Source organism: Novosphingobium sp. TCA1, assembly GCF_009811895.1.
Classification (GTDB): domain Bacteria; phylum Pseudomonadota; class Alphaproteobacteria; order Sphingomonadales; family Sphingomonadaceae; genus Novosphingobium; species Novosphingobium panipatense_A.
Genome location: NZ_BLJH01000004.1, coordinates 71665 through 98501 on the forward strand (window position 1 = coordinate 71665; position 26837 = coordinate 98501).

Annotated in this window: 21 protein-coding genes; 12 read left to right on the forward strand and 9 right to left on the reverse strand. The window is 63.8% G+C overall.

Annotation, left to right across the window (positions count from 1 at the left end):
* Nucleotides 1-59 precede the first annotated feature (59 nt).
* The 8 genes from NTCA1_RS07005 (at nucleotide 60) to NTCA1_RS07040 (ending at nucleotide 12333) form a co-directional block, all read left to right on the forward strand.
* Nucleotides 60-1547 (forward strand): carboxylesterase/lipase family protein, encoded by a 1488-nt coding sequence (locus NTCA1_RS07005; protein WP_236549146.1) that lies wholly within the window; start codon nucleotides 60-62, stop codon nucleotides 1545-1547.
* A 10-nt stretch (nucleotides 1548-1557) separates the two neighbouring features.
* On the forward strand, nucleotides 1558-2319 hold the full coding sequence (locus NTCA1_RS07010) for an SDR family NAD(P)-dependent oxidoreductase (RefSeq protein WP_086493164.1): 762 nt from the start codon (nucleotides 1558-1560) through the stop codon (nucleotides 2317-2319).
* A gap of 212 nt (nucleotides 2320-2531) precedes the next feature.
* Nucleotides 2532-4661: a TonB-dependent receptor gene (locus tag NTCA1_RS07015; protein WP_086493165.1), complete on the forward strand. Its 2130-nt coding sequence runs from the start codon at nucleotides 2532-2534 to the stop codon at nucleotides 4659-4661.
* 4 nt (nucleotides 4662-4665) lie between these two features.
* Complete coding sequence (locus tag NTCA1_RS07020) at nucleotides 4666-6075, forward strand: FAD-binding oxidoreductase (protein ID WP_159829611.1); 1410 nt, start codon at nucleotides 4666-4668, stop codon at nucleotides 6073-6075.
* 100 nt (nucleotides 6076-6175) lie between these two features.
* Complete coding sequence (locus NTCA1_RS07025; protein ID WP_159829613.1) at nucleotides 6176-7486, forward strand: MFS transporter; 1311 nt, start codon at nucleotides 6176-6178, stop codon at nucleotides 7484-7486.
* A 56-nt stretch (nucleotides 7487-7542) separates the two neighbouring features.
* Nucleotides 7543-8349: an AraC family transcriptional regulator gene (locus NTCA1_RS07030; protein ID WP_236549147.1), complete on the forward strand. Its 807-nt coding sequence runs from the start codon at nucleotides 7543-7545 to the stop codon at nucleotides 8347-8349.
* Nucleotides 8346-9065, forward strand: coding sequence for a FadR/GntR family transcriptional regulator (locus NTCA1_RS07035; protein WP_159829615.1), 720 nt, complete (start codon nucleotides 8346-8348; stop codon nucleotides 9063-9065). Before NTCA1_RS07030 ends, NTCA1_RS07035 begins: the two co-directional genes overlap by 4 nt.
* Nucleotides 9066-9171: 106 nt before the next feature.
* Nucleotides 9172-12333: a glycoside hydrolase family 2 TIM barrel-domain containing protein gene (locus NTCA1_RS07040; RefSeq protein WP_236549148.1), complete on the forward strand. Its 3162-nt coding sequence runs from the start codon at nucleotides 9172-9174 to the stop codon at nucleotides 12331-12333.
* 223 nt (nucleotides 12334-12556) lie between these two features.
* On the opposite strand, the gene NTCA1_RS07045 is transcribed toward NTCA1_RS07040, so the two are convergent.
* The 4 genes from NTCA1_RS07045 to NTCA1_RS07060 form a co-directional block, all read right to left on the reverse strand.
* Complete coding sequence (locus tag NTCA1_RS07045) at nucleotides 12557-12937, reverse strand: DUF779 domain-containing protein (RefSeq protein WP_159829619.1); 381 nt, start codon at nucleotides 12935-12937, stop codon at nucleotides 12557-12559.
* 78 nt (nucleotides 12938-13015) lie between these two features.
* Nucleotides 13016-14047 (reverse strand): alcohol dehydrogenase AdhP, encoded by a 1032-nt coding sequence (gene adhP, locus NTCA1_RS07050; protein ID WP_159829621.1) that lies wholly within the window; start codon nucleotides 14045-14047, stop codon nucleotides 13016-13018.
* Nucleotides 14048-14142: 95 nt separating this feature from the next.
* Nucleotides 14143-15663 carry an aldehyde dehydrogenase gene (adh, locus tag NTCA1_RS07055; RefSeq protein ID WP_159829623.1) on the reverse strand — a complete coding sequence of 507 codons (1521 nt, stop codon included), beginning with the start codon at nucleotides 15661-15663 and terminating at the stop codon, nucleotides 14143-14145.
* A 149-nt stretch (nucleotides 15664-15812) separates the two neighbouring features.
* On the reverse strand, nucleotides 15813-16784 hold the full coding sequence (locus NTCA1_RS07060; RefSeq protein ID WP_159829625.1) for a GAF domain-containing protein: 972 nt from the start codon (nucleotides 16782-16784) through the stop codon (nucleotides 15813-15815).
* A 223-nt stretch (nucleotides 16785-17007) separates the two neighbouring features.
* Between NTCA1_RS07060 and NTCA1_RS07065 the strand changes: the two genes are divergently transcribed.
* The 3 genes from NTCA1_RS07065 to NTCA1_RS07075 are packed head-to-tail and all read left to right on the forward strand — an operon-like array spanning nucleotide 17008 to nucleotide 20607.
* A complete protein-coding gene (locus NTCA1_RS07065) occupies nucleotides 17008-18618 on the forward strand; it encodes a toll/interleukin-1 receptor domain-containing protein (RefSeq protein WP_236549149.1) in 1611 nt (536 codons plus the stop codon).
* A gap of 9 nt (nucleotides 18619-18627) precedes the next feature.
* Nucleotides 18628-19107, forward strand: coding sequence for a nucleotide synthetase (locus NTCA1_RS07070; RefSeq protein WP_086493174.1), 480 nt, complete (start codon nucleotides 18628-18630; stop codon nucleotides 19105-19107).
* A 27-nt stretch (nucleotides 19108-19134) separates the two neighbouring features.
* Nucleotides 19135-20607, forward strand: a complete 1473-nt coding sequence (locus tag NTCA1_RS07075; protein WP_159829627.1) for a TRAFs-binding domain-containing protein — start codon at nucleotides 19135-19137, stop codon at nucleotides 20605-20607.
* 4 nt (nucleotides 20608-20611) lie between these two features.
* On the opposite strand, the gene NTCA1_RS07080 is transcribed toward NTCA1_RS07075, so the two are convergent.
* The 4 genes from NTCA1_RS07080 to NTCA1_RS07095 all read right to left on the reverse strand — a co-directional run bounded on the left by NTCA1_RS07080 (nucleotide 20612) and on the right by NTCA1_RS07095 (nucleotide 25621).
* Entirely contained in the window at nucleotides 20612-21265 is a 654-nt protein-coding gene (locus NTCA1_RS07080; RefSeq protein ID WP_086493176.1) for a Crp/Fnr family transcriptional regulator, read from the reverse strand.
* Between the two features lie 641 nt (nucleotides 21266-21906).
* Nucleotides 21907-23592, reverse strand: coding sequence for a M28 family metallopeptidase (locus NTCA1_RS07085; protein WP_159829629.1), 1686 nt, complete (start codon nucleotides 23590-23592; stop codon nucleotides 21907-21909).
* Nucleotides 23593-23731: 139 nt separating this feature from the next.
* Nucleotides 23732-24871: an aminotransferase class V-fold PLP-dependent enzyme gene (locus tag NTCA1_RS07090; protein WP_159829631.1), complete on the reverse strand. Its 1140-nt coding sequence runs from the start codon at nucleotides 24869-24871 to the stop codon at nucleotides 23732-23734.
* Nucleotides 24872-24874: 3 nt separating this feature from the next.
* Nucleotides 24875-25621 carry a tryptophan 2,3-dioxygenase family protein gene (locus tag NTCA1_RS07095; RefSeq protein ID WP_159829633.1) on the reverse strand — a complete coding sequence of 249 codons (747 nt, stop codon included), beginning with the start codon at nucleotides 25619-25621 and terminating at the stop codon, nucleotides 24875-24877.
* Between the two features lie 146 nt (nucleotides 25622-25767).
* Here NTCA1_RS07095 and NTCA1_RS07100 point away from each other — a divergent pair, with 146 nt between their 5' ends.
* Nucleotides 25768-26241, forward strand: a complete 474-nt coding sequence (locus NTCA1_RS07100) for an Lrp/AsnC family transcriptional regulator (protein WP_159829635.1) — start codon at nucleotides 25768-25770, stop codon at nucleotides 26239-26241.
* Nucleotides 26242-26260: 19 nt separating this feature from the next.
* Here the strand turns inward: NTCA1_RS07100 and msrB are convergent, their stop codons facing one another.
* Entirely contained in the window at nucleotides 26261-26710 is a 450-nt protein-coding gene (msrB, locus tag NTCA1_RS07105) for a peptide-methionine (R)-S-oxide reductase MsrB (RefSeq protein WP_159829637.1), read from the reverse strand.
* Nucleotides 26711-26837: the final 127 nt, after the last annotated feature.

Here is a 26837-nt window from a genome sequence, read left to right on the forward strand (position 1 = left end):
CTATCCTTGCGTTGAAAAGCCGAGAACCGGCAGGGAGATGCACGGGTGGAGATGCGAGGGTGATCGTCCGAACGACTGCGGGAGCGATAAGGGGCGCCGTGGAGGGCCACGTCGTGCGGTTCAGCGGCATTCCTTATGCCGCCGCACCGGTCGGCATGGCCCGATTTGCCGAACCGCGAGATCCTGCCCCCTGGGCGGGTGTGCGCGATGCTCTCGAGCCCGGTCCGAACGCACCGCAGCGGGTAAGGGCCATTCCCGGTCTGGACGCGGCGGCTCTGGTGGGCAGGGGCTGGCGGCGGGGCGACGACTACCTGACGCTCGACGTCGTGATGCCTGCAGATGCCTCGCCCGGAGACGGCGCGCGGCGGCCAGTCATGGTGTTCATCCACGGCGGTGGCTTCGTGGTCGGCAGCAAGGATGCCCCGGTGCAGGACGGCAGCAGCTTTGCTCGCGACGGCGTGGTCTTCATCGCGATCAACTATCGGCTGGGCGTGGACGGATTCCTGCCGATCCCCGGCATTCCCACCAACCTCGGGCTGCGGGACATGATCTTCGCGCTTGAATGGGTGCGCTGCAACGCCGCGGCCTTCGGCGGCGATGCCGGGAACGTCACGGTCATTGGCGAATCCGCCGGGGCCATGGCCATCGCCAACCTGATTGCCTCCCCGCTCGCCAAAGGAAAGTTCCGGCGAGCCATTGTCCAGAGCGGTCATGGCGCCATGACGCGGGACATGGACGTGGCGCAGAGGCTCGTCCGCAAGCTGGCAAAGGTACTGCGGATTACACCCGACGAAGCCGGCTTTCGCAGCCTCGATCCGGGAGATGCCCTGCTGGACGGCGTCGAGAATGTCAGCCGGCCATCTGCGCGTCTCGATCTGCGCGATGCCGAGGGGCATGAGCCGGTCTTCGGGATCAGCCGTTTCGTGCCGGTTCATGGCGATGACGTGCTGCCGCTTAAGCCGCTGGAGGCGCTCAAGACCGGTGCGGGTTCCGAAGTGGACCTTCTGATCGGTACGAATGCCGAAGAGATGAACCTCTATTTCGTGCCTACAGGGCTCAAGGAAAAGATCGGGCGGCTTCTGGCAACCTACGTGTTCCACCGCGTGCATCCGCAAGCCCGCAGGCTGCTCAAGGCGTATGGCATGGGCAAGAGGGGCGTGAAGCCGGGGCATGCCTTTACGGCTGCCGCGCATGACCTGGTGTTCCGCTGGCCTGCCCGCCGCTTTGCCGAGGAACATCGCGGGCGCACCCATGTCTATGAGTTCGCGTGGCGTTCTCCGCTTTTCGGCGGGCTCGGCGCGGCCCATGCGATGGAACTACCCTTCGTTTTCGACACGCTGGACGTAGTGACCGGTCCCGAGGGGCTCTGCGGTGACGCGCCGCCTCAGGCGCTGGCCGACCGGGTCCATCGCATCTGGGTGGATTTCGCCCGTGACGGCAGCCTGCCTTGGGGTGAGTTCACGCGCGAACGACGCACCGTGTTTCAGCTTGAACAAGGCGAAGCGATTCAGGAGCCGCCTTTCCCGATCGCACCTTTCCTGCCCTGAAGGATCTTTCATGTACCTGGATCGACTGAAACTGCACGGTCGCCGCGCGCTCGTTACCGGCGGGGCGAGCGGCATCGGACTGGCCTGCGCCGAGGCTCTGGCCGAGTTCGGCGCGCGCGTGATCATTGCCGACCTGACAGAGGTTGCGATTGCAACAGCCGGTGCGGCGCTGCGAGAGAAGGGCCATGATTGCGAAGGCCGGATCATGGACGTCACCGATCCCGCGCGCGTATCCCAGGTGGCAGACGAACTCGGCGCGATCGATGTGCTGGTGAACAATGCCGGGATCGCCCGCAGCGACACGCCCGCCGAAGAGGTCGCGGACGAGCACTGGCGCAGCGTTCTCGACGTCAATCTCAACGGCACGTTCTGGTGTGCCCGCGCGTTCGGCCGGCACATGCTGGATGCGGGGCGAGGCAGCATCGTCAATGTGGGATCGATGAGCGGCTTCATCGTCAATCGGCCTCAGCCGCAGAGCTACTACAATGCCTCAAAGGCCGCGGTTCACCAGCTTACCCGCAGCCTTGCCGCCGAATGGGCGAGCCGGGGCGTGCGGGTGAACGCGGTTGCTCCGACCTATATTCGTACCCCGCTCAACGAATTCGCCGACAAGCAGGGGGCGATGTACCGGCGCTGGATCGATTCCACGCCGATGGCCCGGCTGGGCGAAGTGGAGGAAGTCGCTTCGGTCGTGGCCTTCCTTGCCTCGGATGCCGCCAGTCTGATGACGGGAAGCATCGTCCTTGCCGACGGCGGCTACACCTGCTGGTAAAACGACCTGCCTGTTCACGGCGGTTTATAGGTTCTGCCGCGCTTTCGTACTGCCTGTGCCCAAAGCCTGTCATGCCGATCGGCCAAGTCTTTGCGCCGATCGGCAAACTCGAAGCGGCTGTTCAAAGACCTTTCAGATAGGTTAGACCTGTCTTATAGGTTGAAGCTGACTTGCCAGGCACTGACCTGGGCGGGCGGCTGGAGGGAGGATCTATGAACCTTGGGATTTGCCTGTCCGTCGGAGCGTCCTGGCTGGCTCTCGCCGCATCTCCGGCATTGGCGCAGGATAGCGAAACGCCGAAAGGCCCGATCGCTGCAGCCGACACCGGAGCATCGGAAATCGTGGTCACCGCCCGCAAGCGCACTGAAACCCTGCTCGATGTCCCGGTGGCGGTGACAGCCGTTTCCGGTGATACCCTGGCAAAGCGCAACATCAATTCGGTCCGCGAGGCGGCCGTGCTTACGCCGGGGCTCAACATCAGCAGCGACGGCGCCGGACGCGCCTTCGTTTCGATCCGCGGCGTCGGGGTTACGCTGGTGCAGTCGGTTCAGCCCGGCGTGGGGCTTTTCGTGGACGGCATCTATCGTCCCAATACGGCCTATCTCAACAACCCCTTGCTGGATGTCGAGCGGATCGAAGTGCTACGCGGACCGCAAGGCACGCTCTATGGCAAGAACACGCTGGGCGGCGCGATCAACGTCATTACACGTCAGCCCGGCAACGAATTCGAAGCGCGCGGGCAGGCAAGCTATGCCGGACCGGACGATTCCTGGCTGGTATCGGGTTCGGTTTCCGCCCCGATCGTCACCGACAAGCTGGCGGTTCGCGTCGGTGCCTCGCACCGCCAGCAGGACGGTTTCATCAACAACACGACGATCGGCGGCAAGTCGAACAGGTTCAATACGGACTCCGTCAGCGCCACGATCCGCGCCACGCCGTCCGAGAACCTGACGCTGGTGGTCAATGGCTATTACGACTGGGTAAAGGGCACGAATGTCCCTTACGCCCGCGTTACCGGGCCCACCGATTATTCACGCAGCAACCAGTTCAATACGCTGGGCACAACGACCTACAAGTATCGCGGCGTAAATGCCAAGGTGGAGACGCCGGTAGAGGCTATCGACACCACCGTGACGCTTCAGGCCGCCTATGATGCCCGCAACAGCAGCGCACCCGATACCGACGGCGATTTCGGGCCGCTCAATATCGTTCGCCAGTCGTCCAGCGACAGTCTCCGCACCAAGACGGTGGAACTGCGTTTCGACACCCGTTTGAGCGATCAGCTCTCCACCCTTTTCGGCCTGTTCTATAGCCGCGAGGAGACACGCTCCAACCAGGCCACGCTGATCGTTCCGTTCAATCTGACCAACAATGCCAGCAACCGGACAAAGGCCGACACGTACGCGGCCTTCGGCACGGTGTTCTGGAAACCGAACCCGGACTGGGAAGTGGCACTTGGCTTGCGCTACGACCACGAGGACCGCTCGGCCAGTGGTGCCATCAATGCAGGCGGTGCTGGTAGTGTCGGCCTGAAATCGGACCAGGTGGAGCCGCGTATTTCGGTAACCCGCCATTGGACGCCGGAATTGATGACTTACGCTTCGGTCGCACGGGGCTATCGCGGCGGCGGCTTCAATGCGGTGACGGCACCCGTTCGCAAGTACAAGGGCGACAGTGCCTGGACCTATGAACTGGGCACCAAGTACGTTTCGGCCGATCGCAGCTTCACACTATCGGGTGACATCTTCTACAATGATTACAGCGACTACATCGGCCTGAACTCCATCGCCCCGTCATCGACCGGCGGTCTCGTTACCGTCGATCTCAATTCGGGAGATGTCGAAAGCTACGGTGCAGAGCTGGAGTTCAGCTACAGGCCGGTCGAGCAATGGACGCTCTCCGGGGGCGCTACTTATATGCATGCGCGCCTGACCGACTCTTCACAGTACACGGCGGTGACCGGCCGAACGCTGGCGACCGATCGGCTGACTTTCCAGCCCGACTGGATGTTCAATCTCTCCAGCGACTATGTCGTGCCGCTCGGTGCAGACAGCCTGACCTTCAATGCCAGCGTCAACGGCAAGGGCAGCCGTTCCGCAGCCAGTCTGAACCAGACGACCGCGACGATCCTCAAGAGCTACGTGCTGTTCAACGGCTCGATCACGTATCGCATGGAGAATGGGATCGAGCTTGCGGTCTTCGGCAACAATCTCTTCAACAAGAAGTACTTCGATTCCTATATCGAGCAGACGACCCTTGCCTTGGCAGGCCTTCCCGCCTCGGACCTCGGCATCATCGGCGACTTGCGGCGCTACGGCGTGCGCGCGAGCTTCCGGTTCTGATCCGATGGGCGCGTCTTCTTCCCACCCCGTTCGCAAGCCCCTGCCGGAGGGCTTCCTCGAAAAGCTGCGCGCAATCTTCGGCGAGCGCGTGGCGACGGGCGAAGCGATCCGCAGCCAGCATGGCCAGAGCGAATCCCATTTCGAACCCGTCCTGCCCGATGCCGTGGTTTTCGCCCGCTCCACGGAGGATGTCGTCGAACTGGTGGAGCTCTGTGTCGCTGACGGGGTCCCGATCGTCGCCTATGGCGCTGGAACGTCGATCGAGGGCAACGCCCTGCCGGTTCGCGGCGGCGTTACCGTCGATCTCGGCCAGATGGACGCGATCCTCGAAGTGAATGCGGAGGATTTCGACTGTACCGTGCAGGCCGGCGTGCGGCGCGAGCAGCTCAACGAGCATCTGCGCGATCAGGGACTGTTTTTCCCGATAGATCCCGGCGCCAATGCGACGATCGGCGGCATGGCAGCCACACGGGCATCCGGCACCAATGCCGTTCGCTACGGCACGATGCGCGAGGCAATCCTGTCTCTGCGGGTGGTCACCCCGGATGGCCGCGAGATCCGTACCTCCCGCCGAGCGCGAAAGTCGGCAGCGGGATACGATCTCACGCGCCTCATGATCGGCAGCGAAGGCACGCTTGGTATCATCACCGAAGTTACCTTGCGCCTTCACGCCATTCCAGAGGCGATCTCGTCGGCCGTGTGCAGCTTCGAAACTCTGGAGGGCGCGGTCGATACCGTGGTGCAGTCGATCCAGCTGGGCGTACCTCTGGCACGGGTGGAGATACTCGACGACGTGCAGATGCGGGCGGTCAATCGCTGGTCGAAACTCGACTATCCCGAACAGACCACGCTGTTCTTCGAATTCCACGGCTCCAGCCGCTACGTCGAGGAGCAAGTGGAGACGGTGCGGGAAATCGCCGACATGAACGGTGGCAGCACTTTTCGCTGGTCCAACCTGCCCGAGGAGCGCTCCAGGCTCTGGAAGGCCAGGCATGAAGCCTACTATGCGGCGGTCAACCTGCGGCCGGGCGCGGTCGGGTGGGCTACGGACGTCTGCGTACCGATCAGTCGGCTGGCCGAGTGCATCACCGAAACCAAGCAAGACCTTGAGAAGGCAAGTGTTCCGGGCACGATCCTCGGGCATGTGGGAGACGGCAATTTCCATGTCGTCTTTTCGATCGACCCCGATGCCCCGGCGGAGATCGAGGAAGTCGAGGCGATCAATGCTCGGCTGGTCGAGCGAGCGCTGGCAATGGACGGCACCTGTACCGGCGAGCATGGCATCGGGCTGGGCAAGCAGGACTGGCTCGTGGCTGAACTGGGTGAGGCCGTGGACATGATGCGTCAGATCAAGAGGGCGCTCGATCCGCAGGACCTTTTCAATCCGGGCAAGATATTCGCGTTCTCGGCCTGAGATCGCACCTGTCACGTTCCGCCGGGTGGGGCGGAACCGCCCGGCCGCCGTTTGGGACCCTACCCGGACAGCGACCGGGCGTCAGATCGGGATCGCATGGATGACAAGCATTACTCTCCCGGCACCGCGCTCGGTTGCGCCGTTCCGTCATCGGATCTTGGCGCTTTTCATCCTGGCGCTCGCCATGGCGAGCGGCTTCACGATGATGGGCTCGTTCAGCATGGTGCAGGAAGGCGCCAAGGCGGAAATGGGCCTTAGCGATTATGCCCTTAGCCTGGTTCAGGGCGTGTCCGCCGCCGTGCCGCTGGTGGTTTTCTCCGTACCGATCGGTATCTTGGTGGACCGCCGCAACCGGGTGCGGCTGCTCTTCCTGTTGGGGCTGATATGGACGGTCGGAACCCTGCTGACCGCTTTCGCGCAGAGCCTGCAGGTACTGTTCCTGGCGCGGATGATGGCCGGCATCGGCACGACGGGTGCGCTTACCGCAGCGCTTTCCCTGACCGCCGACCTCTGTGCGCCCGAGCAGCGCGGAAGGGCGATGCTGGTCGTTACGCTGGGCAAGTGCCTCGGGCAGGCAGGTGCCTTTGCCGTGGCGGGCTGGTTGTTGGGCGTCTTGCTCCAGGCGCCTCCGGCATTCACGCATGGACTGGCTCCCTGGCGCGGCACCCATGTTCTGCTCGCCGTGATAAGCCTTTGCCTGATACTGCCGCTGCTGACCTTGCGAGAGCCCGCGCGCCGCGAAGTGGAAGCAGGCATCCATGCGCCCTTCGCGATCGTCGTGGGAGAGCTCTGGGCCCGCCGCGGCTTTCTCATACCTCTGTTCATAGGTCAGGTTAGTGTGGTCATGGCCGATGCAGCGGCCAGTATCTGGGCATCTCCGGTGCTTTCGCGCAGTTATGGACTGGCGCCGGAAGTATTTGCGGGATGGATGGGCGCGTTGATCTTTTCCGCCGGACTGGCGGGCTCGATCCTCGGAGGATTCGCGGCAGATCTGGGGCAGCGGACCGGACGACGCGGCGGATTGCTGGCCGGGGCCGTCCTGGCCGCCGTGGCTGGGGTTCCCGCTGCGCTGTTCCCGATCGCTCCGAATGTCCCGTTGTTTGCAGCGGCCGTGGGCCTTCTGATGTTGTGCGGAACGATCACCGGTCTGATAACCTCGGTCGCTCTCACCGTGCTGATACCCAACGAACTGCGCGGCCTGTGCATTGGCGCATTCATCGCTCTGGCCGGTCTGGTCGGCTTCGGCGTGTCCCCCTCGCTCGTGGCATGGGTCAGCGATCTGCTGGGCGGCGAAGCGCATCTTGGCGAAGGGCTGGCGATCGTCGGAACAGGGGTGGGCGTGATTTCGGTAATCGCCTTTGCCCAGGCAATGCGCCGGGCGCCGCTTTCCGCGATGCAGGAACCTATCTGACAGCTCTTGCAAGACCTGTCAGATAGGTTATCCTGCCTGCCAGGAGAGGAGGGATCATGGAAAACGAATCCCCGATGGCGGCGATAGAAGTCTCGCCGGAAATGCTCAGCCTTGTCGGCCGCGGGCCGTTGCCGTTGTTCGAAACGCTACAAGTACCGCCGGATGCTGCCGCTTTCGTGATTGCTTTCGGGGCGCCGGGCATTCCCGCTACGCTGCGCTATCTCGCTTTGCCTGACCGGCAGATGCTGGATGCGGCGATCGAGGACCAACAGGAAGAGCGCGTGATGCTGCTGGTTTCGCGCATGGCTTGCGAACGCATCCTGGGTGCGGCGCGGCTGCCGGACGATGGCGCGCTGCACCACCTTCCCGGCGCGCTGCGTACGATCGCGCTGTCCATCCGCGATTGCGACTTGCCGGAAATGGCACGCACGCCGTATCGCCTGGCCAAGAGCATCGAGCTTCTTTGCGAAATTCTTCGCTTGCACGGTCGCGGCGACCTCGTGCCCGTCGTGGCGGAGCGGGTCCTGTCTTGCGCGGATACCCGCCGCCTGCTTGCGGCGCGCAGGATCATCGAGGATCGCTGGGCGGAAAAGCTCACTCTCGACATGATTGCACGCGCCGCCGGGCTCAACCGCGCCAAGCTCACTCGCGGCTTTCGCGAAATGTTCGATTGTAGCGTGGCGGACGCCATTGCCGAGCAGCGTTTGGGGAAGGCAGGGCAAATGCTGCTTTCGACCGACCTTCCGGTTTCGTCGATCGGCTATCGCTGCGGCTATCTCAACAACGCCAGTTTCACCCGTGCCTTCGCCCGCAAGTTCGGGCAGGCACCGACGCATTATCGCGCAGGAAGAATGGCAGCATGACGATACGCGCGCCCGAGGGTAGAACGCCGGAAAGCGGCGGTTCCCTGGTAGAACAAGCGGTGCAGGCGGTGCGCGGCCATATCCGTTCCAACGATCTGAAGGTGGGCGACACGCTTCCGGGAGAGGGGCAGTTCGCCGCCGATCTCGGTGTCAGCCGCGCGGTCATGCGCGAGGCTTTCGGGGCGCTTGCGGCCTTGCGTCTGATCGATGTGGGCAACGGCCGCCGCCCCCGTGTCGGGGCCATCGACGGCTCGGTAATCGGAACGTCGCTGGATCATGCCGTGGCGACATCGCAGATCAGCGTGGCGGAAGTCTGGGACGTTCGCCGCACCGTGGAAGTGCGTATCGCCGCGCTCGCCGCCGAAAAGCGCAGCGACCTTCAGGCCGAACAGATCCTGGCGCTGGCGGAGTCCATGGCCCGCGCGGACGGCGACATGGAACGGATAACGGCGTTCGACACCGCCTTTCATCAGATCATCGCAGCCGCATCGGGCAATTTCCTGTTCATGCAGATCGTCCGCTCTTTCGAGCCGCAGATGGAGTTTGCCGTCCCGCGCGCTTGGGAGACGCGCCGGACTGAAGAGGAGAAAGCCTCGATCCTCGATCTTCACCGCCGTATTGCCAAGGCCATTGCCGACCGTGATCCCGATGCGGCGGCAGCAGCCATGACCGCCCATTTCGACGCTTCCATCGGAGACTTGCTCCTCAACGATTGAAGGCCGCGTCCGCCATCCTTGCAATCCCGCTCAATAAGTATACGATATATGAAAATTGACCTGAATTTGGTCGATCATGGCGGATAAGCTTACAAGGGGCGGACAGTTGCGAGAATTCCTGAACAGCTGCGCGATCGGCGCGATCGCTGCGGCTTTCCTGGTTACGGGTTCTGCACAGGCGCAATCCACGTCGCAATCGCCGTCCCAGGCCCCGGTCGCCGAATGGGAACAGCCTGAAGTCATACGCCAGGGTGCAGAGCCGATGCATACCACGTTCGACGGGTTCGAAACGCGCGCCGCCGCGCTTTCCCGTGATCGGACGAAATCGCGCTATCATGTCTCGCTGGATGGCGACTGGAAATTCCACCTTTCGCCCACGCCCGAGAGCCGCCCGGCCGAATTCTTCAACCCAGATTTCGACGTGAGCGGCTGGGGTACGATGAAAGTGCCCGGCATCCTCCAGGCGGAAGGCCACGGCCGCCCGGTCTTCGTGGGCAGCGGCTATCCGTTTCCGCGCAACCAGCCCTGGATCGACCACAGCCTCAACGAAGTCGGCTCCTATCGCCGGGACTTCACCGTTCCCGCGAACTGGTCGGGCCGCCGCCTGCTCCTGACCGTGGGAGCGGCCGGGGCGGCCTATTACATCTGGGTCAATGGCCAGCGGGTGGGCTATTCCGAGGACTCCAAGCTTCCCGCCGAGTTCGACGTTACGGCCTATGCCCATGCCGGCACCAATAGCGTCGCCATCGAGCTCTATCGTTTCGCGGACGGCAGCTATCTGGAAGATCAGGATTTCTGGCGCGTCAATGGCATCGAGCGCAGCATCACGCTCTATGCGGCCCCGGCAACGCGCATGCGCGATCTTGCGATCGATGCGGGGCTGGAAAACGGCTATCGCGACGGCAAGCTCGCGCTCAAGGTCGATCTGGCGGGCGAGCAGGCGGCGATGCGCGTGCGCGCGACCCTGCTCGACGGCAAGCGCGAGGTCCTGACGCGCGAAGAAAGCAGCGGGCAGGGCGGCGCGATTTCGCTGGCGGCCAGCATTCCCGCCGTGCGGACCTGGTCTGCCGAAGATCCGCAGCTCTATACCCTGCTTGTCGAACTGCTCGATGCCCAGGGCAAGCTGGTGGAAGCGACCAGCCGCCGCATCGGCTTCCGCACGGTGGAGATCGCGGGCGGCGAAGTGCGCGTCAACGGCAAGCGGATCATGATCCGCGGCGTCAATCGCCACGAGCACGATCCGAAGACCTTCCACGTCATGTCGGAAGAGAGCATGCGCCGCGACATCGAACTGATGAAGGCGGCCAACGTCAATGCCGTGCGCACCTCGCACTATCCCAACGATCCGCGCTGGTACGATCTTGCCGACGAATATGGCCTCTACGTCATGGATGAGGCCAATATCGAAAGCCACGGCTATCTGAGCCTGTCGCAGCAGCACGACAACGATCCGAAGTACCTTCTGGGCAACGATCCCAAGTGGAAGGCCGCCCATCTCGACCGGGTGGAGCGCATGGTCCAGCGCGATCGCAATCACCCTTCCATCATCTTCTGGTCGCTTGGAAACGAGACCGGCATCGGCACCAGTTTCGAGGCTGCCGCGAAGTGGGTGCGCGCGAACGATCCCAGCCGCCTGATCAATTTCCTCGGCTGGAGCATGAGCAACTGGCGCCATCCGACCAACAGCTACGTCGATATCTTCGCGCCGATGTACGACGATGTGCCGAAGATGATCGACTACGCGAAGGATCCCGCCTTCACGCAGCCGCTGATCCTTTGCGAATATGCCCACGCCATGGGCAACAGCCTTGGCGACCTTCAGGGCTATTGGGATACCATGCGCAGCTACCCCAAGCTGCAGGGCGGCTTCATCTGGGACTGGGTGGACCAGACCACGCTGCTGAAGGACAGGGACGGCCGTACCTACTGGGGGCAGGGGCTGGACTATGATCCCGATCCGAAGGGGCCGGGCGTCCATGGCGACGAGAGCCCAGTGGGAGACGGTGTGATCCAGTCCGACCGCACGCCCGACCCGGAATACTACGAACTCGCCAAAGTCCAGTCCCCGATCGCCTTCACGCATGAAGCGGGCGGATACCGGGTGCTCAATCGCCATGACCATATCGACCTCTCGCGCTTCACGCTCGACTGGACTGTGATGGAAAACGGCAAGGATGTGGCCCATGGCGCGCTGACAGTGCCGGATGTGGCGGCGGGGGCTTCTGCCGCGATTTCGGTGCCGGTTCCGGCTGCCAAGGATGGCACGGCAGAGCGCATCCTGGTGCTGCGTGCCCGCGCCAAGGCGGGCGCGGTGCCGACGCAGCCTGCCGGGCACATCGTGGGCTGGGAACAGTTCGCACTCACCGCGCCTGTCGTTGCTGCCGTGCCCGCAGGCGTCGTGACGCCGAGCGAAACGGCTTCGGCCTTGCGCCTCGCTTCGGGCGACGCGGCGCTTGAGATCGACAAGGCGACCGGGCTCGTCACCCGCTACGAACGCGGCGGCAAGCTGCTGCTGACGGGCGGCGCGCCCAACTTCTGGCGCTCGCCGACGGATAACGATCTTGGCTCGGGCATCCCGAAAAGCCATGCCATGTGGCAGTATTTTTCGGAACATCGCCGGGTCGAGGCCATCGCGCGCGAGGGCAATGCGATTGTCGTACGCCACGACATGGGCGTGGGTTCGGTGAAGACCGAAACCCGCTGGACGATGGCGGCGGACGGCACCGTGGGCGTGACGGTGCGCTTCGAGCCGCTGCGCGATACTTTGCCCGATCCCTTGCGTGTGGGCCTGGCCTTCGAGACGCCCGCCATGCTCGATCAGGTCCGCTGGTTCGGGCGCGGGCCGCAGGAGACTTATGCCGATCGCAAGACCGGCGGCCTGATCGCCCAGTGGCAGGGCGCGCTGGCGGACCAGTTCCACGACTATGCGCGCCCGCAGGAGTCCGGCAACAAGACCGACGTGCGCTGGATCGAACTGACCGGCGCGAAGGCAGGGGCGAAGGCGGGCATTCGCTTGACCGGCACCCAGCCGCTCTCGGTCAACGCTCTGGCCTTTCCTTATGCCGACCTCGCCACCAAACCGGCGTCGCAGGCGCACAGTTCGGATATTCGCCCGCATGGCATGGGTACTTTGCTGATCGATGCCGCGCAGGCAGGCGTGGGCGGCGATACCGGCTGGAACCTCGATGGCCGGGCGCACATGCCCTATCGCATCGAATTGAAGCCGCTGACCTATTCCTTCACGATCGGGGCAGCGAGCGCTCGCTGAGGGTTTACAAGGGCGAGGTGAAACGCAAACCTTCCGGTTACAAGGCTCGTCATCCTGAACTCGTTTCAGGATCCATCACGCCGCCTGCCCCGCCGTCCGATTGGCAAGCCGCCATTGCCGCGCCCCTCCGCTACCGTGGGAGAAGGCCCAGCAATGGATCCTGAAACGAGTTCAGGATGACGTTGTTTTGGCCCGACGGGACCTCGCGGCAGATAGAGGGGCTTCAGGGCATCCCCGAAGCGTCTCCCAAGTGCCGCAATTCGTCCTCGCTGAAGACACGGCCGCGTGTCAGGAACCGGCGTTCGCGGCCGTTGTCGAGGCTGAACATGCCGCCCCGGCCGGGAACGACGTCGAGGATAAGCTGGGTATGGGCCCAGGCTTCACCCTGGGCGCGGCCGATATAAACCGGCGCACCGCCCACTTCGCCGAGCAGGATATCGCCATCGCCGATGCGAAACTCGCCGCGCGGATAGCACATCGGTGAGGAGCCGTCGCAGCAGCCGCCGGACTGATGGAACAGGACCGGGCCATATTCGGCGGTCAGCTCCGCGATCAGGGCAAGTGCCGCCGGGGTGGCGGCGACCCGTTCTACCTCATGCGACACCCCGGCGGTCTCCCTGCAAATGCGTGGCACCGGCTTCGTGCTGGAGGATGGGGACCGGTGCCACGTCGTTGACCCTTCTTAGCTTGCCATGTCGAGGACGACGCGGCCTTCGATCTGGCCCTTGTGCATGCGGTCGAAGATCGTGTTGATATCCTCGATCCTTGCCGTCTCCACGGTCGCCTTGACCTTGCCTTGCGCTGCGAAATCGATCGATTCCTGCAAGTCCAGCCTGGTGCCGACGATGGAGCCGCGCACGGTGATGCCGTTCAGTACCATGCCGAAGATGTTGAGCGGAAAGTCGCCCGGAGGCAGGCCGTTGAGCGCCACGGTGCCGCCGCGCGCGGTAACGCCGATGGCCTGTTCGAAGGCCTTTTCGCTCACCGCCGTCACCAGCACGCCGTTCACGCCGCCGCCGGTCTCGCGCTTGATGATCGTGGCCGGATCCTCGTTGCGGGCATTGACGGTGATCGTCGCGCCCAGCCTGCGGGCGAGGTCGAGCTTGGTGTCGTCGATGTCGATGGCCGCAACGTTGAGGCCCATGGCCACGGCATATTGCACCGCCATGTGGCCGAGGCCGCCGATGCCGCTGATCGCCACATAGTCACCGGGCTTGGTGTCGGTCATCTTCAGCCCCTTGTAGACCGTCACCCCGGCGCAGAGCACGGGCGCGATCTCCGTGAAGCTGATATTGCCGGGGAGATGGCCGACGTAGTTCGGGTCGGCAATCACATAGTCCGCAAAGCCGCCGTTGATCGAATAGCCGGTGTTTAGCTGCTCCTCGCACAGCGTTTCCCAGCCGCCCAGGCAATGCACGCAGTGGCCGCAGGCGGTGTAGAGCCACGGCACGCCCACCCGGTCGCCTTCCTTCACATGCTTGACGCCCGCGCCGACCTGGCTGACGAAGCCGACGCCCTCATGGCCCGGAATGAAAGGCGGGTTGGGCTTGACCGGCCAGTCGCCTTCCGCCGCGTGAAGGTCGGTGTGGCAGACGCCGGAGGCCTGGATCGCCACCTGGATCTGGCCGGGCCCCACTTCGGGAACCGGGACTTCGTCGATGGTCAGGGGCTTTCCGAATTCACGCACGACGGCAGCCTTCATGGTCTTGGCCATTACAACACTCCTGTGGGAAAATGGTATTCGTCAAGAATAGGGGGCGCGCTCCGCTTTCGGGAGAGAGCGTAGCGGAGCGCGCCGGGGGATCAAGCTCAGAAGAAACCGAGCTTGCGGGGGCTGTAACTTACGAGCATATTCTTTGTTTGCTGATAATGATCGAGCATCATCTTGTGGGTTTCGCGCCCGATGCCGGACTGTTTGTATCCGCCGAAAGCCGCATGGGCCGGATAGGCATGGTAGCAATTGGTCCAGACGCGCCCGGCCTTGATCTCGCGGCCGAAGCGGTAGCAGGTATTGGCATCGCGGCTCCACACCCCGGCACCGAGACCGTAAAGCGTGTCGTTGGCGATTTCGAGGGCCTCTTCGGCATCCTTGAAGGTGGTGACGGAAACGACCGGGCCGAAGATCTCCTCCTGGAAGATCCGCATCCTGTTATGGCCCTTGAACACCGTCGGCTTGACATAATAGCCACCCGAGAGTTCGCCTTCGAGTTCCGCCGCTTCGCCGCCGATCAGGATCTCGGCACCTTCCTGGCGGCCGATGTCGAAGTAGGAAAGGATCTTCTCGCGCTGTTCGGATGAGGCCTGCGCGCCGATCATCGTGGCCGGATCGAGCGGATTGCCCTGCACGATGGCAGCGACGCGCTGGAGCGCGCGTTCCATGAAGCGATCGTAGATGCTTTCCTGGATCAGCGCGCGGCTGGGGCAAGTACAGACTTCGCCCTGGTTGAGCGCGAACATCACGAAGCCCTCGATCGCCTTGTCGAAGAATTCATCGTCCTTTTCGGCCACGTCCGCGAAGAAGATGTTGGGCGACTTGCCGCCAAGCTCCAGCGTGACCGGGATCAGGTTCTCGCTGGCATATTGCATGATGAGGCGCCCGGTCGTCGTCTCGCCGGTAAAGGCGATCTTGGCGATGCGGCTGGACGAGGCGAGCGGCTTGCCCGCTTCCAGGCCGAAGCCGTTGACGATGTTGAGCACGCCTGCGGGCAGCAGGTCGCCGACGATCTCGGCCCAGACCATGATCGAGGCCGGGGTCTGCTCGGCGGGCTTGAGCACCACGCAGTTGCCTGCCGCCAGCGCCGGGGCGAGCTTCCAGGCCGCCATCAGCAGCGGGAAGTTCCAGGGAATGATCTGTCCGACGACCCCGAGCGGTTCGTGGAAGTGATAGGCGACGGTATCGTTGTCGATCTCGCTGATCGAGCCTTCCTGGCCCCGGATCACGCCCGCATAGTAGCGGAAGTGATCGATCGCGAGCGGCACGTCGGCGGCCATAGTCTCGCGGATCGGCTTGCCGTTGTCCCAGGTTTCGGCCGTGGCAAGGCGTTCTAGGTTTTCCTCCATGCGATCGGCAATGAGGTTCAGCACGCGGGCGCGCTCGGCTACCGGAGTCTTGCCCCAGCCATCCTTGGCGGCATGGGCGGCGTCCAGCGCGGCTTCGATGTCGGAAGCATCCGAGCGGGCGATCTGGCCGACCACTTGTCCGGTGATCGGTGAGATGTTGTCGAAATAGCGCCCGGCCTTCGGCGCGGCCCAGCGGCCGCCGATGAAATTGTCGTAGCGGGCGGCGAAGGGGGCCTTAAGTGCGGCCCGGTCCTGAACAGGTGCGTCCACGGAAGTCTATCCTCTCTTGCGGCGCCTCATGGCGTCTCGTCGAGGATGAGTGTTGCGCAATGGAATGGATTGCGAAAGCCGGGGGCAAGGACTGGTTGTACCCTGCTGTCTCACCGGCGAGACAGTTTTCCTCCCCCGGCGGGGGAGGACTAACGCGAAAGCCCTGCCTTGGTCATGCGGCGGTAGAGCGTTGCGCGGCCGACGCCGAGAATGCGCGCGGCCTCGCTGGCATTGCCGCCCGCTTGCGCCAGCGCCTGGCGCAGCACGCTGCGGTCGCTGTCCTCGAAAGAGGGGCCGGGAGAGTCCGCGCCCAGCACCTGATCGAGCGGGCGGGGCCGGGCGAGCAGGGCATCGGTAAGCCGCAGGCGCGTGCGCGCGCCCCGGCTGGCGCCGATGACGAGATCGTCGCGGTCGGTCGCGAGCAGAGCGGTGCCGTGGACCGGATCGTCGGCAAGGAAGACGATGCGCGATCCGGCGAAGTGCTGGCAGAAATAGTCGCGCTCGATCCGCCGCGCCGCATCGCGGACGAGGGCCGAGACCAGTTCCGCCATCGCCGCGCCGTGATCCTGCCGGTAGCTCGATACGTCGAGAGCGCCCGCCAGCCGCCCGAAGGGATCGTGAAGCGGGGCATCCATGCAACTGATGCCGACATTGCGGCTGGCGAAGTGCTGGTCGCGGTGGATGACGACCGGCTGATCCTCGAAAAGGCAGGTACCGATGCCGTTGGTGCCTTCCTCCGCCTCTCCCCAGCGACCGCCTTCGACAAGGCCGACCGCGTCGAATTCAGCGGTGTCGCCGTCTCCCACTCTCCGGTCCAGCACGATGCCGGTAGGATCGCTGAGCACCACGCCGCAGCCCGATTTCCCGACCGAGCGGAACATCTGGTCCATGACCGGCCCGGCGACGGCGAGGAGGGCGGCATGCTCGCTGCGCCGATGGCCGAGAGTGGTGAGATCCACGCGGGCGCGCTTCGATCCGGTTCCGGGATCCAGGCCGTGGTGCAGCAGCGACCGGCACCACGAGGCCGTCACCGCCGAAACGCCCGCACTGCTGGGCGAGCGTACCGCGTCGAGAACCACATCGATGTGGCGCAGCTCTGGGCTGGTGCCGTTCCGACTCATCGCATCTCCTCTATGCAGGATCACTGCTTGGGCCTTCGAAGTCAAACCGCTCTCTGACCAGGGGTGTGCCTCGGGGAAATTTGCGGGCATCGCGCCGGAATTCGCTGTTCTTTTCGCAGGTTGCGCTGGATAGCGCATCTGTTAGGGAAAATACGGTGGGGCTTGCGGGGGCGACGGAACGGGCGCGCGCCGCTATCACAGTCGAGACGAGGCGTTCAGGGGCGTGGCAGATGGTCGTTTGTCGCCGATGACGGCGGAACAGGACATCGAGGATATCGGGGAAACGCGCAGCTACCGCGCGTTCCTCAGCTATAGCCATGCCGACGAGCGTTTTGCCGGCAAGCTGCACCGCTGGCTCGAAGCCTATCGCATTCCCGCGCGCCTCGTCGGCACCACCACGCGGCTAGGTGCCGTGCCACGCCGCCTGACGCCGATCTTCCGGGACCGCGCCGAACTTGCCGCTGCCTCCAGTCTCGACCAGGAAGTGCGGCAGGCGCTGTCCCGGTCGGATGTCCTGCTGGTGCTGTGTTCGCCGGCGGCCAGGAACTCGCGCTGGGTGGATGCCGAGATCGAGCTGTTCCGCAGCTTCCATCCCGACCGGCCGGTCATCGCCGCCTTGCTGGAGGGCGAGCCGGAGGAGAGCTTTCCGGTGTCGCTGGTCGGACCCGATGCGAACGGGGTGCTTCACGAACCGATCGCTGCCGATTTTCGCGCCGACCACGACGGCCCGAAGCTCGCCCGCCTGAAGATCGTAGCCGGGCTGACCGGCATCGCGCTCGACCAGATCATCCAGCGCGATGCGCAGCGCCAGTTGCGCCGTGTGATTGCCATCACGCTCCTTACGGTCCTGCTTACGCTATCCATGGCCCTGATGCTGATCTTTGCGCTGCGCGCGCAGATGGAAGCTGAGCACCAGAGACGGCAGGCCGAAGGATTGATCGAGTTCATGTTGACGGACCTCAGACAGAGGCTGGAAGGCGTCGGTCGCCTCGATGTGCTGCAATCGGTCAATGAGCGGGCGCTGGACTACTACGCCGATCAGCCCGACCTGAAGGAACTTCCCGCCGACTCGCTGGAGCGCCGCGCCCGTATCCTTCATGCCATGGGCGAGGACGATCACAAGCGCGGCGACTATGAGGGCGCCGTGGCCAAGTTTGCCGAGGCCCACCGCGTGACCGGCACTCTGCTGGCCGCCGATCCGCGCGATCCCTCACGCATTTTCGCGCATGCCCAGAGCGAATTCTGGCTTGGCTACGTCGATTTCAGGGAGAAGCGCTATGACAAGGCGCTGCCCCGTTTCATTGCCTATCGCGCGCTGGCGGAGCATCTCGTCCGCCTCGTCCCCGGAAACCAGGCTTACTGGCGGGAACTCGGCTATGCGCAGGGCAATATCTGTACGATCGCGGTCGAGCGGAAAGGCCCGGTGGATCAGCTCGCCGAATGCGGCAATGCGCTGAAGACCATGGAGAAAGTCGCCGGGATGGAGCCCGATGACCGGAGCCTGGATTCCGACATCGCCAACCGCCATGCCTGGATGGCCGATGCCCTGCTCGTGCAGGGCCGCGACGTCGAGGCGCTTCAGGAGCGGACCCGGCAGGCGGCGATCGTCCAGCGCCTGGTCAATCAGGATCCCAAGAACGCCACGTACCAGCAGGACTGGATGCTGGCACGCTATTCGAATGCGGAATTGCTCTATAGTCTCGGAGAGAAGGGGCGTGCGGAGCAGTTGCGGGAAGAGGCGCGGCAGGATGTCGCGCGTCTCATCGCATCCGATCCGCAGAACAATGACTGGCGGCTGTGGGAGACCCGGTTGGCCGCGCCGTTCGAGAATTAAGGGGAACTTATGTCCACGCTCAACTATACCCAGTACGGCCTCTCGCCGTCATTCGATCTCGGTCTTTCGGACGATGCCGAGATCGTGAAGTTCCAGGTTACCCTGGAGGTCGTCAAGCGCAAGATCTCGCTCCGCTACGAGGTGGTGGGAGATCCTAGTTTGCAGTACATTCCCATCACTTGCAACAGCAAGGTGGAGATCGAACTGGTCGGCGATCAGCTCTATTTCTCGAAGGAATGGGACGCCATCACCACCAAGGAAGCGCTCTCGTCCTACTATGGCGGCCTTGAATACGACAAATACGACAAGGAACTCGATCGCTACAAGGTTGTTCGTTTCCAGGCGCGGTTCAATTACGGTGGCAAACTGGGAACCCGGCATCCGTTCAATATCAATGTCGATCTGCTCCAGGGCACCCGCCGCGCACCGAAATGGATCGGCATCACCATCGATCCCGATATCAAGAACCCGCCTCCAGGTCGTTTCTGAAGCTGAACTTCTCCAAAGGGTGCCTGCGTGACTCTTCCTGCTCTTGCCAGAATTAGGCAGATTGCGCGCGCGGGCGACACCCTGCGGGCCTGGCGCATGTTCGAGACGTCCGGGCTGCCGGATTCCACGGCCCCGGAAGCGCTCTGCCTCAAGGGCAGGCTGCTCAAGGATCGCGGGCTGCGCAGCGAAGGGACAGAGCGAACGGAACTGCTGGAGCAGGCGCAGGCGGCCTATCTTACGGCGGCGGGCGACCGCCCTGCGACCTATCCGCTGATAAATGCCGCCACCATCGCATTTCTCAACTACCGGCCGGACGAGGCGCAGGCCATCGCCCGGGGGATCCTGGCTATCTTGCGCAGCGGTGAGCATGAGCAGGAAACGGCCTACTGGCTTGGCGCGACCGAGGCCGAAGCGCTGCTCCTGCTCGATGAAACGGATGAGAGCCGTGAGGCGCTGGAAAAGGCGATGCGCGCCGCGCCCGAGGCTTGGGAGGACCATGCGGTAACGCTGCGGCAGTTCCGTCGGATACTGGAACGGTTGGGCCGTTCGCCAGACCTGTTCGATCACTTGCAACCACCGCAGAGCCTCTATTTTCAGGGTATTATCGGAATTCCCGAAGACGAGGCCGAAGTGCGGGCCAGGCTCGAGAGTGCCTTCGGGGAAATCCTGCCCGGAGCGGTATTCGGCGCTCTGGCGGCCGGCGCCGATATCGTCGTGGCCGAAATGGCTCTGGCACGGGGCATGCGGCTTCATATTGTCCTGCCGACCTCGATCTCGCGCTTCCGGGAAGTATCAGTTGCGCCTTATGGCGAGGGTTGGTGCGCGCGGTTCGACCGCCTGCTCGACGAGGCGGATTTCGTCGAAGCGCTGGAGGGCAATGCGGGCCTTTCGCAAGCTGCCATCCTGAACGGATCGCGCGTCGCCATGGGGCTGGCCTTGCGGCATGCGCGCAGTCTCGCGACACGGGCCACGGCTCTCCATGTGTCACGGGGCATCGACGAGCCGGGGCCGGCTGAACAGGAATGGCGCGCGCAGCATCTGCCGGTTCATGAAGTGGTGCTCGACCATTCGCTTCCGGCAAGGGGGGCGGGACTGGACCCGGCCTCCAACTTGGCCATCGTGGCATCCTGCGGTCCGCTTCCCGCGAACTACGACCACGGCGCAGTGGAGGAAAGCCATCTGGAAGGCGCGACAGTTCTGGCCTTTGCCGACCTCGTGACGGCGATGGACTGCGCGCTTGCCTTGCTGCGCGGCTCGCCCGAATTGCAATTGGGTCTCGACCAGCGCGCCGTGCCGAATGGCGAAAGCCTCGAAGTGACGGGCGAACTGGCGATCCTTCTGGCGCGCGCGGCCCCGCAGGGCAGTATCTGCGCGACCTGGCCGCAGATCGCGGCGCTCGATCTTCTGGCCCCGGAATATCGTTTCGAGTCGGCGGGAGAGATCGTGACGGCCCTGGGGGATGTCCCTATCGGCCTGTTCTGCCCGTCGTCCGCAGTCTGAACTGTCAGCAGATCATTTCGGCAAGCATGCGCGGCGCGTGGATGGTCAGGCGATCGTCGTCGCGGCTGATGATTCCCCGCCGGATCAGCGCGGCAATCGCGCGCGACGCGGTTTCGCGCGTCGTGTTCGCGCCCAGGGCCAGGGTGGTCACGCGCGGCGGCGGGGCAATGGTGTCGCGGCCGTCGGCAAGCGCGATCAGTTCGGCATAGACGCGCCCGGCAGCGCTATAGGTCATGCGCGTTACCATGCGATCGAGCGCGCGGTCGAGCTGCCTCGCCAGCAAGCGCGCCATTCCGGCGGCGATCTGGACATTTCCGGCGACGAGTTCGGCGATTTTCGTGGCTTCGGCGCAGAGCAACTGACAGTCTAGCAGGGCGCTGATCTCGGCGCGATGGACGCTGGCAGCGGGATAGGCGCCGAAGAACTCGCCCGGCCCATGTTGCGCCACCTGCTGGCGCTGCCCTTCCAGGCCATATGTCTCGACCCTGAGGGCGCCGTCGATAACGAGCCAGCAATTGTGCGAAGGCTCTCCCTGCCGGGCCAGAATGTCCTTCGATGAGAGGCGCTGGGGGATGAGCACGCGCGCAAGCGCCTCGGCAGCAGGCCGATCGCATCGAAAGATCGCTCTTATTGCCTCGATCTGAGCTTCGAAATCCAATGGCTGCCCCTCAGCCGAAACGGTCCTTCACCGCACGACTGAGCCCCGCTTAGCCGATTCTTGCCGGGTAGGGGAAGAAGCCAGTGCCAAATCCTGTCGCCAATTCCTGTCAGGTGTGATCCCAATCACACGTCTTCGACTTCTTGTGGCGTACATAAATTGCGCGACCCGAAGGCGGCTCGTAACAGAGCAGCCCCATTACTTGGCCCGAAGGTCTTTTTGGCCTTCGGGCCATTTTTTCGGAGCTTCATGCCGGGGGTGTGGCGTTTCAGGCTCCCGTACGAAGTGCGACCCGAGGGCGGGTGTCGAAGTGCGCGAGGTTCTTTTTTCGTCGCCACTATTTGCTGCCGTAGAGGACGGTTCGGGACAAGTGAAAATAAAGTCATTGCGGTGTTAAACATGCCGCATTTCGAAAGACATCGATTGCTGAAGGCAGCGGCCTTATTTCGCCAGGAATGTGGGATTCCTGCGCGAAGTTATTCATTCTTTTCGAAGAAAACGGGCCGGGTCGTCATTGTGCTTCGCAGTTTGCCAAGACGACCGGTTTGGTCCTTTTTCCCGATTTCGGACGGTGTCGACCGATCTCCGAAAACGGGATGCCCCGGCACCTGAGCATCGGTGCCGGGGCATCCCGCGATCGTTTACTTGCGTGAAGCCGCGCTGGCGTCGCGAGCGGCGCGGAATTCGCTGTCCTGCGACCAGTTGGGCCAATCGCGGCCGTTCGCAAGGCGATTGCCGACGCTGTAGAGCAGCGTGAAGTCGCTGTCCCAGCCGGAGGTATTCCAGTTGGGATCGTATTCATCCGCAGGCTGGTGGTACTTGTCGCGCGTATAGGCGTCGGACAGTTCCTTGCCGCGCGCATCGCCGCCGTTCACCAGCTCGCGGCCGGGGTTGAACGAGATCGCCGGAACGCCGCGCTTGGCCATGGGGAAATGGTCCGATCGGTAGAAGCTGCCCGCTTCCGGCCGCGCGTCCGGCGTGAAGTGGCGACCGAGCTTTCCGCCTTCCTCGGTCAGCATCGTCAGCAGGTCCAGCTTGGCCGCGCCGGAAATGCTGAAGTTGGTGGTCTTCTCGATCGAGAGCGGACCATCCATGTTGATGACACCGGCGGTGGTCGCCAGCGGGCGCAGCGGATTGTCGGCGTAGTATTCGGAGCCGAGCAGGCCCTTTTCCTCGGCCGTCACCGCCAGGAACAGCACCGAACGCTCGGGCTTCGTCTTGGCGAAGGCGCGTGCCAGTTCGAGCAGGGCGGCAGTCCCGGAAGCATTGTCGCGCGCGCCGTTGTAGATGCGATCGCCCTTGGCATCGGGCAGGCCGACGCCGAGGTGATCCCAGTGTGCCGAATAGATCACCGTTTCGTCCGGGTACTTCGAGCCGCGCACGAGGCCTGCGACATTGTACGAGGTGATGATGTCCGACTTCACGGCGTAGTTCGCGCTCATCGTCGCCTTGAGCGGGATGGGCTGGAAATCCTTCTTGCGCGCAGCCGCCTTGGCGGTTTCGAAATCCACGCCCGAGGCCTTGAGCAGCTGGGCGGCAAGGTCCTTCTGGATCCAGCCTTCCATCTGCGTGTGGGCCGCCTTGGGATCGGCGCGCACGATGTCGAACATCGTGTTGGTGTTCGAGTTCTTGACGGTCGCCCAGCCGTAGGAGGCCGGTTCGCTCTCGTGGACTACCAGCACGCCGGCAGCACCCTGGCGCGCGGCTTCTTCGTACTTGTAGGTCCAGCGGCCGTAATAGGTCATGAGCTTGCCGCCGAAATCGCCGCCGCCGTTTTCAACGCCGCCACCCTCGAAATCGGGATCGTTGACGAGCACGACCATGATCTTGCCCTTGAGATCGACGCCCTTGAAATCGTCCCAACCGCGTTCCGGTGCCTTGACGCCGTAGCCGACGAAGACCAGCGGCAGGTCCTTGAAATCGACGGAGGACTGGCCGGTTTCCGCGGCGCGAACCGCGATCTGCTCACCCTGCGAAAGCGGCGTCGCGGTGCCGCCGATGGTCATGGCCACGGTGGGGGTGCCGACGATGCTGGACATGCGCAGCGGCACGTTCTGGAACCAGGAGCCCTTCTCACCGGCGGGCTGGAGACCGGCGGCCTTCATCTGCGCGGCGATATAGTCGATGGTCTTCTTCTCGCCGGGCGTTGCTGGGCCGCGACCTTCGAAAGCATCGCTGGATAGCGTCTTGATGTCGTTCGAGACGCGGGCGACATCGAACTTCGGTGCAGGCGCGGCGGCAAGGGCCATCGCCGATGCGGAGATCAGCGCGCCAAAGGTGAGCACGCGCAGCGATTTGCGCGGGAAACGGGTGATCGGGGAAGTCATCGGTACTCCTTGGCCCCTGAGGCCGGATGTTGCGAGGCGCGCTGAATCGGTCGATCCGCTGGCGCCGATGATCACGATCCCCGCTCGCTTGTCGATACGTGTACTGCATGATTTCGACAGGCGCGGATATGAAATCGTTTTAAACCGATCGGGCAACTACCCGTTGTTCCGCGAGACGAAAGTCCAATTGGGCTTCGGCGATCGCCTGCCCAAGTTGCCGCGCTTCCTCCACGGTGTTCCAGGCATGGAAGGAGGCGCGCAGGCATTGTCCGCGCACGTCGTATCGGAAATCGCCGGGTGCAAGCGTCTGCCGCAGCGTTTCGACATCGTCGAACAGCAGGCAGAGCGTGCCGCCTCGGCCGTGCATGTCGATCGGGCGGTTCACCGCCTCCTCGAAGGCGGCGATGCAGGTGCGGTTATGACGCAGCACCGTGTCCTGTCCGATCGCGCGCAGGGTCTCTATCCCTGCAGCAGCCAGCGCGAAGGGGGCGATGGATGGGCTGCCGCCCTGGAAACGGCTGGCGTCGGCGGCGTGGCGGAAGCTGCGGATATCGAACTCGAAAGGATCCTCGTGGCCGAACCAGCCGAGGTCGAGCGGCTCGATCGCCGCCGTCACTTCGCTGCGCAGCCAGAGCCATGCGGCGCCCGGACCGCCGCAGAGCCATTTCACGCTCGATCCGATCACGGCGTCCACGCCCCAATCTCGGGGCAAGACCGGCAGGATGCCCACCGATTGCGCGACATCGACGATGGAAAGCGCGCTGTGATGCCGGGCGAGGGCGGCGATTTCCGCGATGGGGGAGGTGATGCCGGTGTTGGAATGGACGTGCATGGCGACGACGGCCGCTACCCTGTCATCGATGTGGCGTTCCCAGGTGGCTGCATCGCCGGGGGACTGCGCGGCGGGCATCAGCACGGTCTCGAAGCCCAGCCGCTCCAGACCCTGCGCGACATAGCCGACGGTGGGAAAGGCCTGCTCCGACATCACTATCCGGTTGCGTCCTTTTGCAGGGCGCAGGCCGGAAAGCAGCGAGAACAGGGCGGCGGAGACGCTCTGCTGCGGTGCGATTTCCGATATCTCCGCGCCGATCAGTCCGCTGACTGCGCTGCGGAAACGCTCGATCGTGTCGAGCCACGGTCCCCAGGCGGCACCGCCGGTGTCCTGCCATGGCGCCAGATAGCCTTCCTCCAGCGCAGCGCGCGCCGAGCGGGGGAGGCATCCCACCGAATGGCTCAGGAGATAGGGGCCGCTTTCGGGAACGTGGAACAAGTCGATCATCGGTCAGTGGCTCGCCTTTTCCGCAATGCTGTCGCGGACTCGGCCATAGTCATGGCCCCATTCGTCGGTCATTTCCACGCGCACATCCCAAAGCGCCGGGAAAAAGCGATGCTTGGCGCCGGCTTGCAGCAGATCGACCGAACGCCCCTTGAGCGAAGCCGAACCCATGCCGATCGAGCGGTGGATCAGGAACAGGTGATGCCAGCGGAACTTGCCGAAGAGTTCGTCCAGCTCGATCAGGGCTTCGGCCACGGCATAGGCTTCGTCGTGGGCATAGTCATGGTCGTAGATATCGCGCACGGTGCGTCCGGCGCCGGTGACGTAGGCCGCGTCGAAGGTCTGCCAGAGATCGGGAATGATGCGGAGAAGTACGCGGAATCCGGGCGATTCCTGGCCGCTGCCGTTGCCGAGTTGCAGCCGGATCTGCTGGTATTCCTTGGGTGACATCGTTTCCAGCAGATCGAGCTGGTCGATCATCATGCGCAGGATCCGGTGGCAGCGCGTCAGCAGGGTGATGACCCGGAAGGCCTGCTTGTCGCGAAGGTGTTCGTCCACCGCCACGATCGAATAGGCCATCAGCTTCATCCAGAGTTCCTCGACCTGATGGACGATCTGGAACTGGAGTTCGTCGGCATTGGCCAGATCGTCGAACGGTTTCTGGCAGGTCAGCAGGCGTTCAGTCTGGAGGTAGATTTCGTAGTCGAGCGCAGCGGGCGCTTCGAGCAGTTCGTAGACCTTGCGGCGTTCCATGTTGTCTCCCCGGGGAACTTGTGGGAGGACAATAGCACTCTGCGTTCGGGACATTGGTCCCAATGTCGGGAGTTGTGGCGCCATGTGCAGAACGTTTGGTGCTTGATATGCTAAATCAGGGAACGAACGTTTCGATGAGGAAGGGCATGGCACTCGACGCGGCCGACAGGCGCATTCTCGCGGCGCTGGAGCGCGATGCGCGGCTCAGCTTCGCGGGGCTGGGCGACATGGCGGGTCTGTCCAAGACGCCGAGCTGGAAACGGGTTCAGGCCATGGAGAAAGCGGGGGTCATCACCGGCTACCGCGCTGTGATCGAACCTGCGGCAATCGGCCTGGGGACGAGCGCTTTTGTTCATGTCTCGATCGAGTTCGATCGTCACGAATCCTTCGAACAAGCGGTGGCCGAGGAAGCCGCCGTGCTGACCTGTCACGCTGTGGTCGGCGATTTCGATTACATGCTGCACGTCATGACCGGTGAGATGACCGATCTCGACGACTTCCTGCGCAACCGTCTGCGCCGCCTGCCCGGGGTGCGCCATTTCAACACGACCCTGGCGATGCGCGACGTGAAGCCGCGCGCCTACCTCACCGACGCGGCCCGGGAGCGGGACGGTCGATGAGGTGCAGGCGTGGCCTAGGTCAGTCGATTTCCTCGACCTGGTCGAGGTAGTCTCCGTAGCCTTCTTCCTCCATGTCCTCACGCGCGACGAAGCGCAGCGAGGCGGAGTTGATGCAGTAGCGCAGGCCGCCGCGATCGAGCGGTCCGTCCTCGAAGACGTGGCCGAGATGGCTGTCGCCGTGGGCGGAACGCACTTCGGTGCGGATCATGCCGTGGGTACGGTCGACCAGGTTGTTCACATTGGCCGCTTCGATCGGCTTGGTGAAGCTGGGCCAGCCGCAACCGGATTCGTACTTGTCGGAAGAAGCGAAGAGCGGCTCGCCCGAAACGATGTCGACATAGATGCCCGGCTTCTTGTTGTAGAGGTACTCACCGCTGCCCGGACGCTCGGTGCCGCTGCGCTGGGTGACGTGGAACTGCTCGGGCGTCAGGCGGGCGATGGCCTCTTCGGTCTTTTCGTAACTGGGCATGCGTGGTTCTCCTTGGGCGCGAAGATGGGGATGGCGTGATCTGGTTGAAAGGGGGTGCGCGTTCGAACCCCGAGGGCTTGCGGCGGTCCCGCGGATAGGCCAGCAATGGCTGCGCAGCAAACCTTCG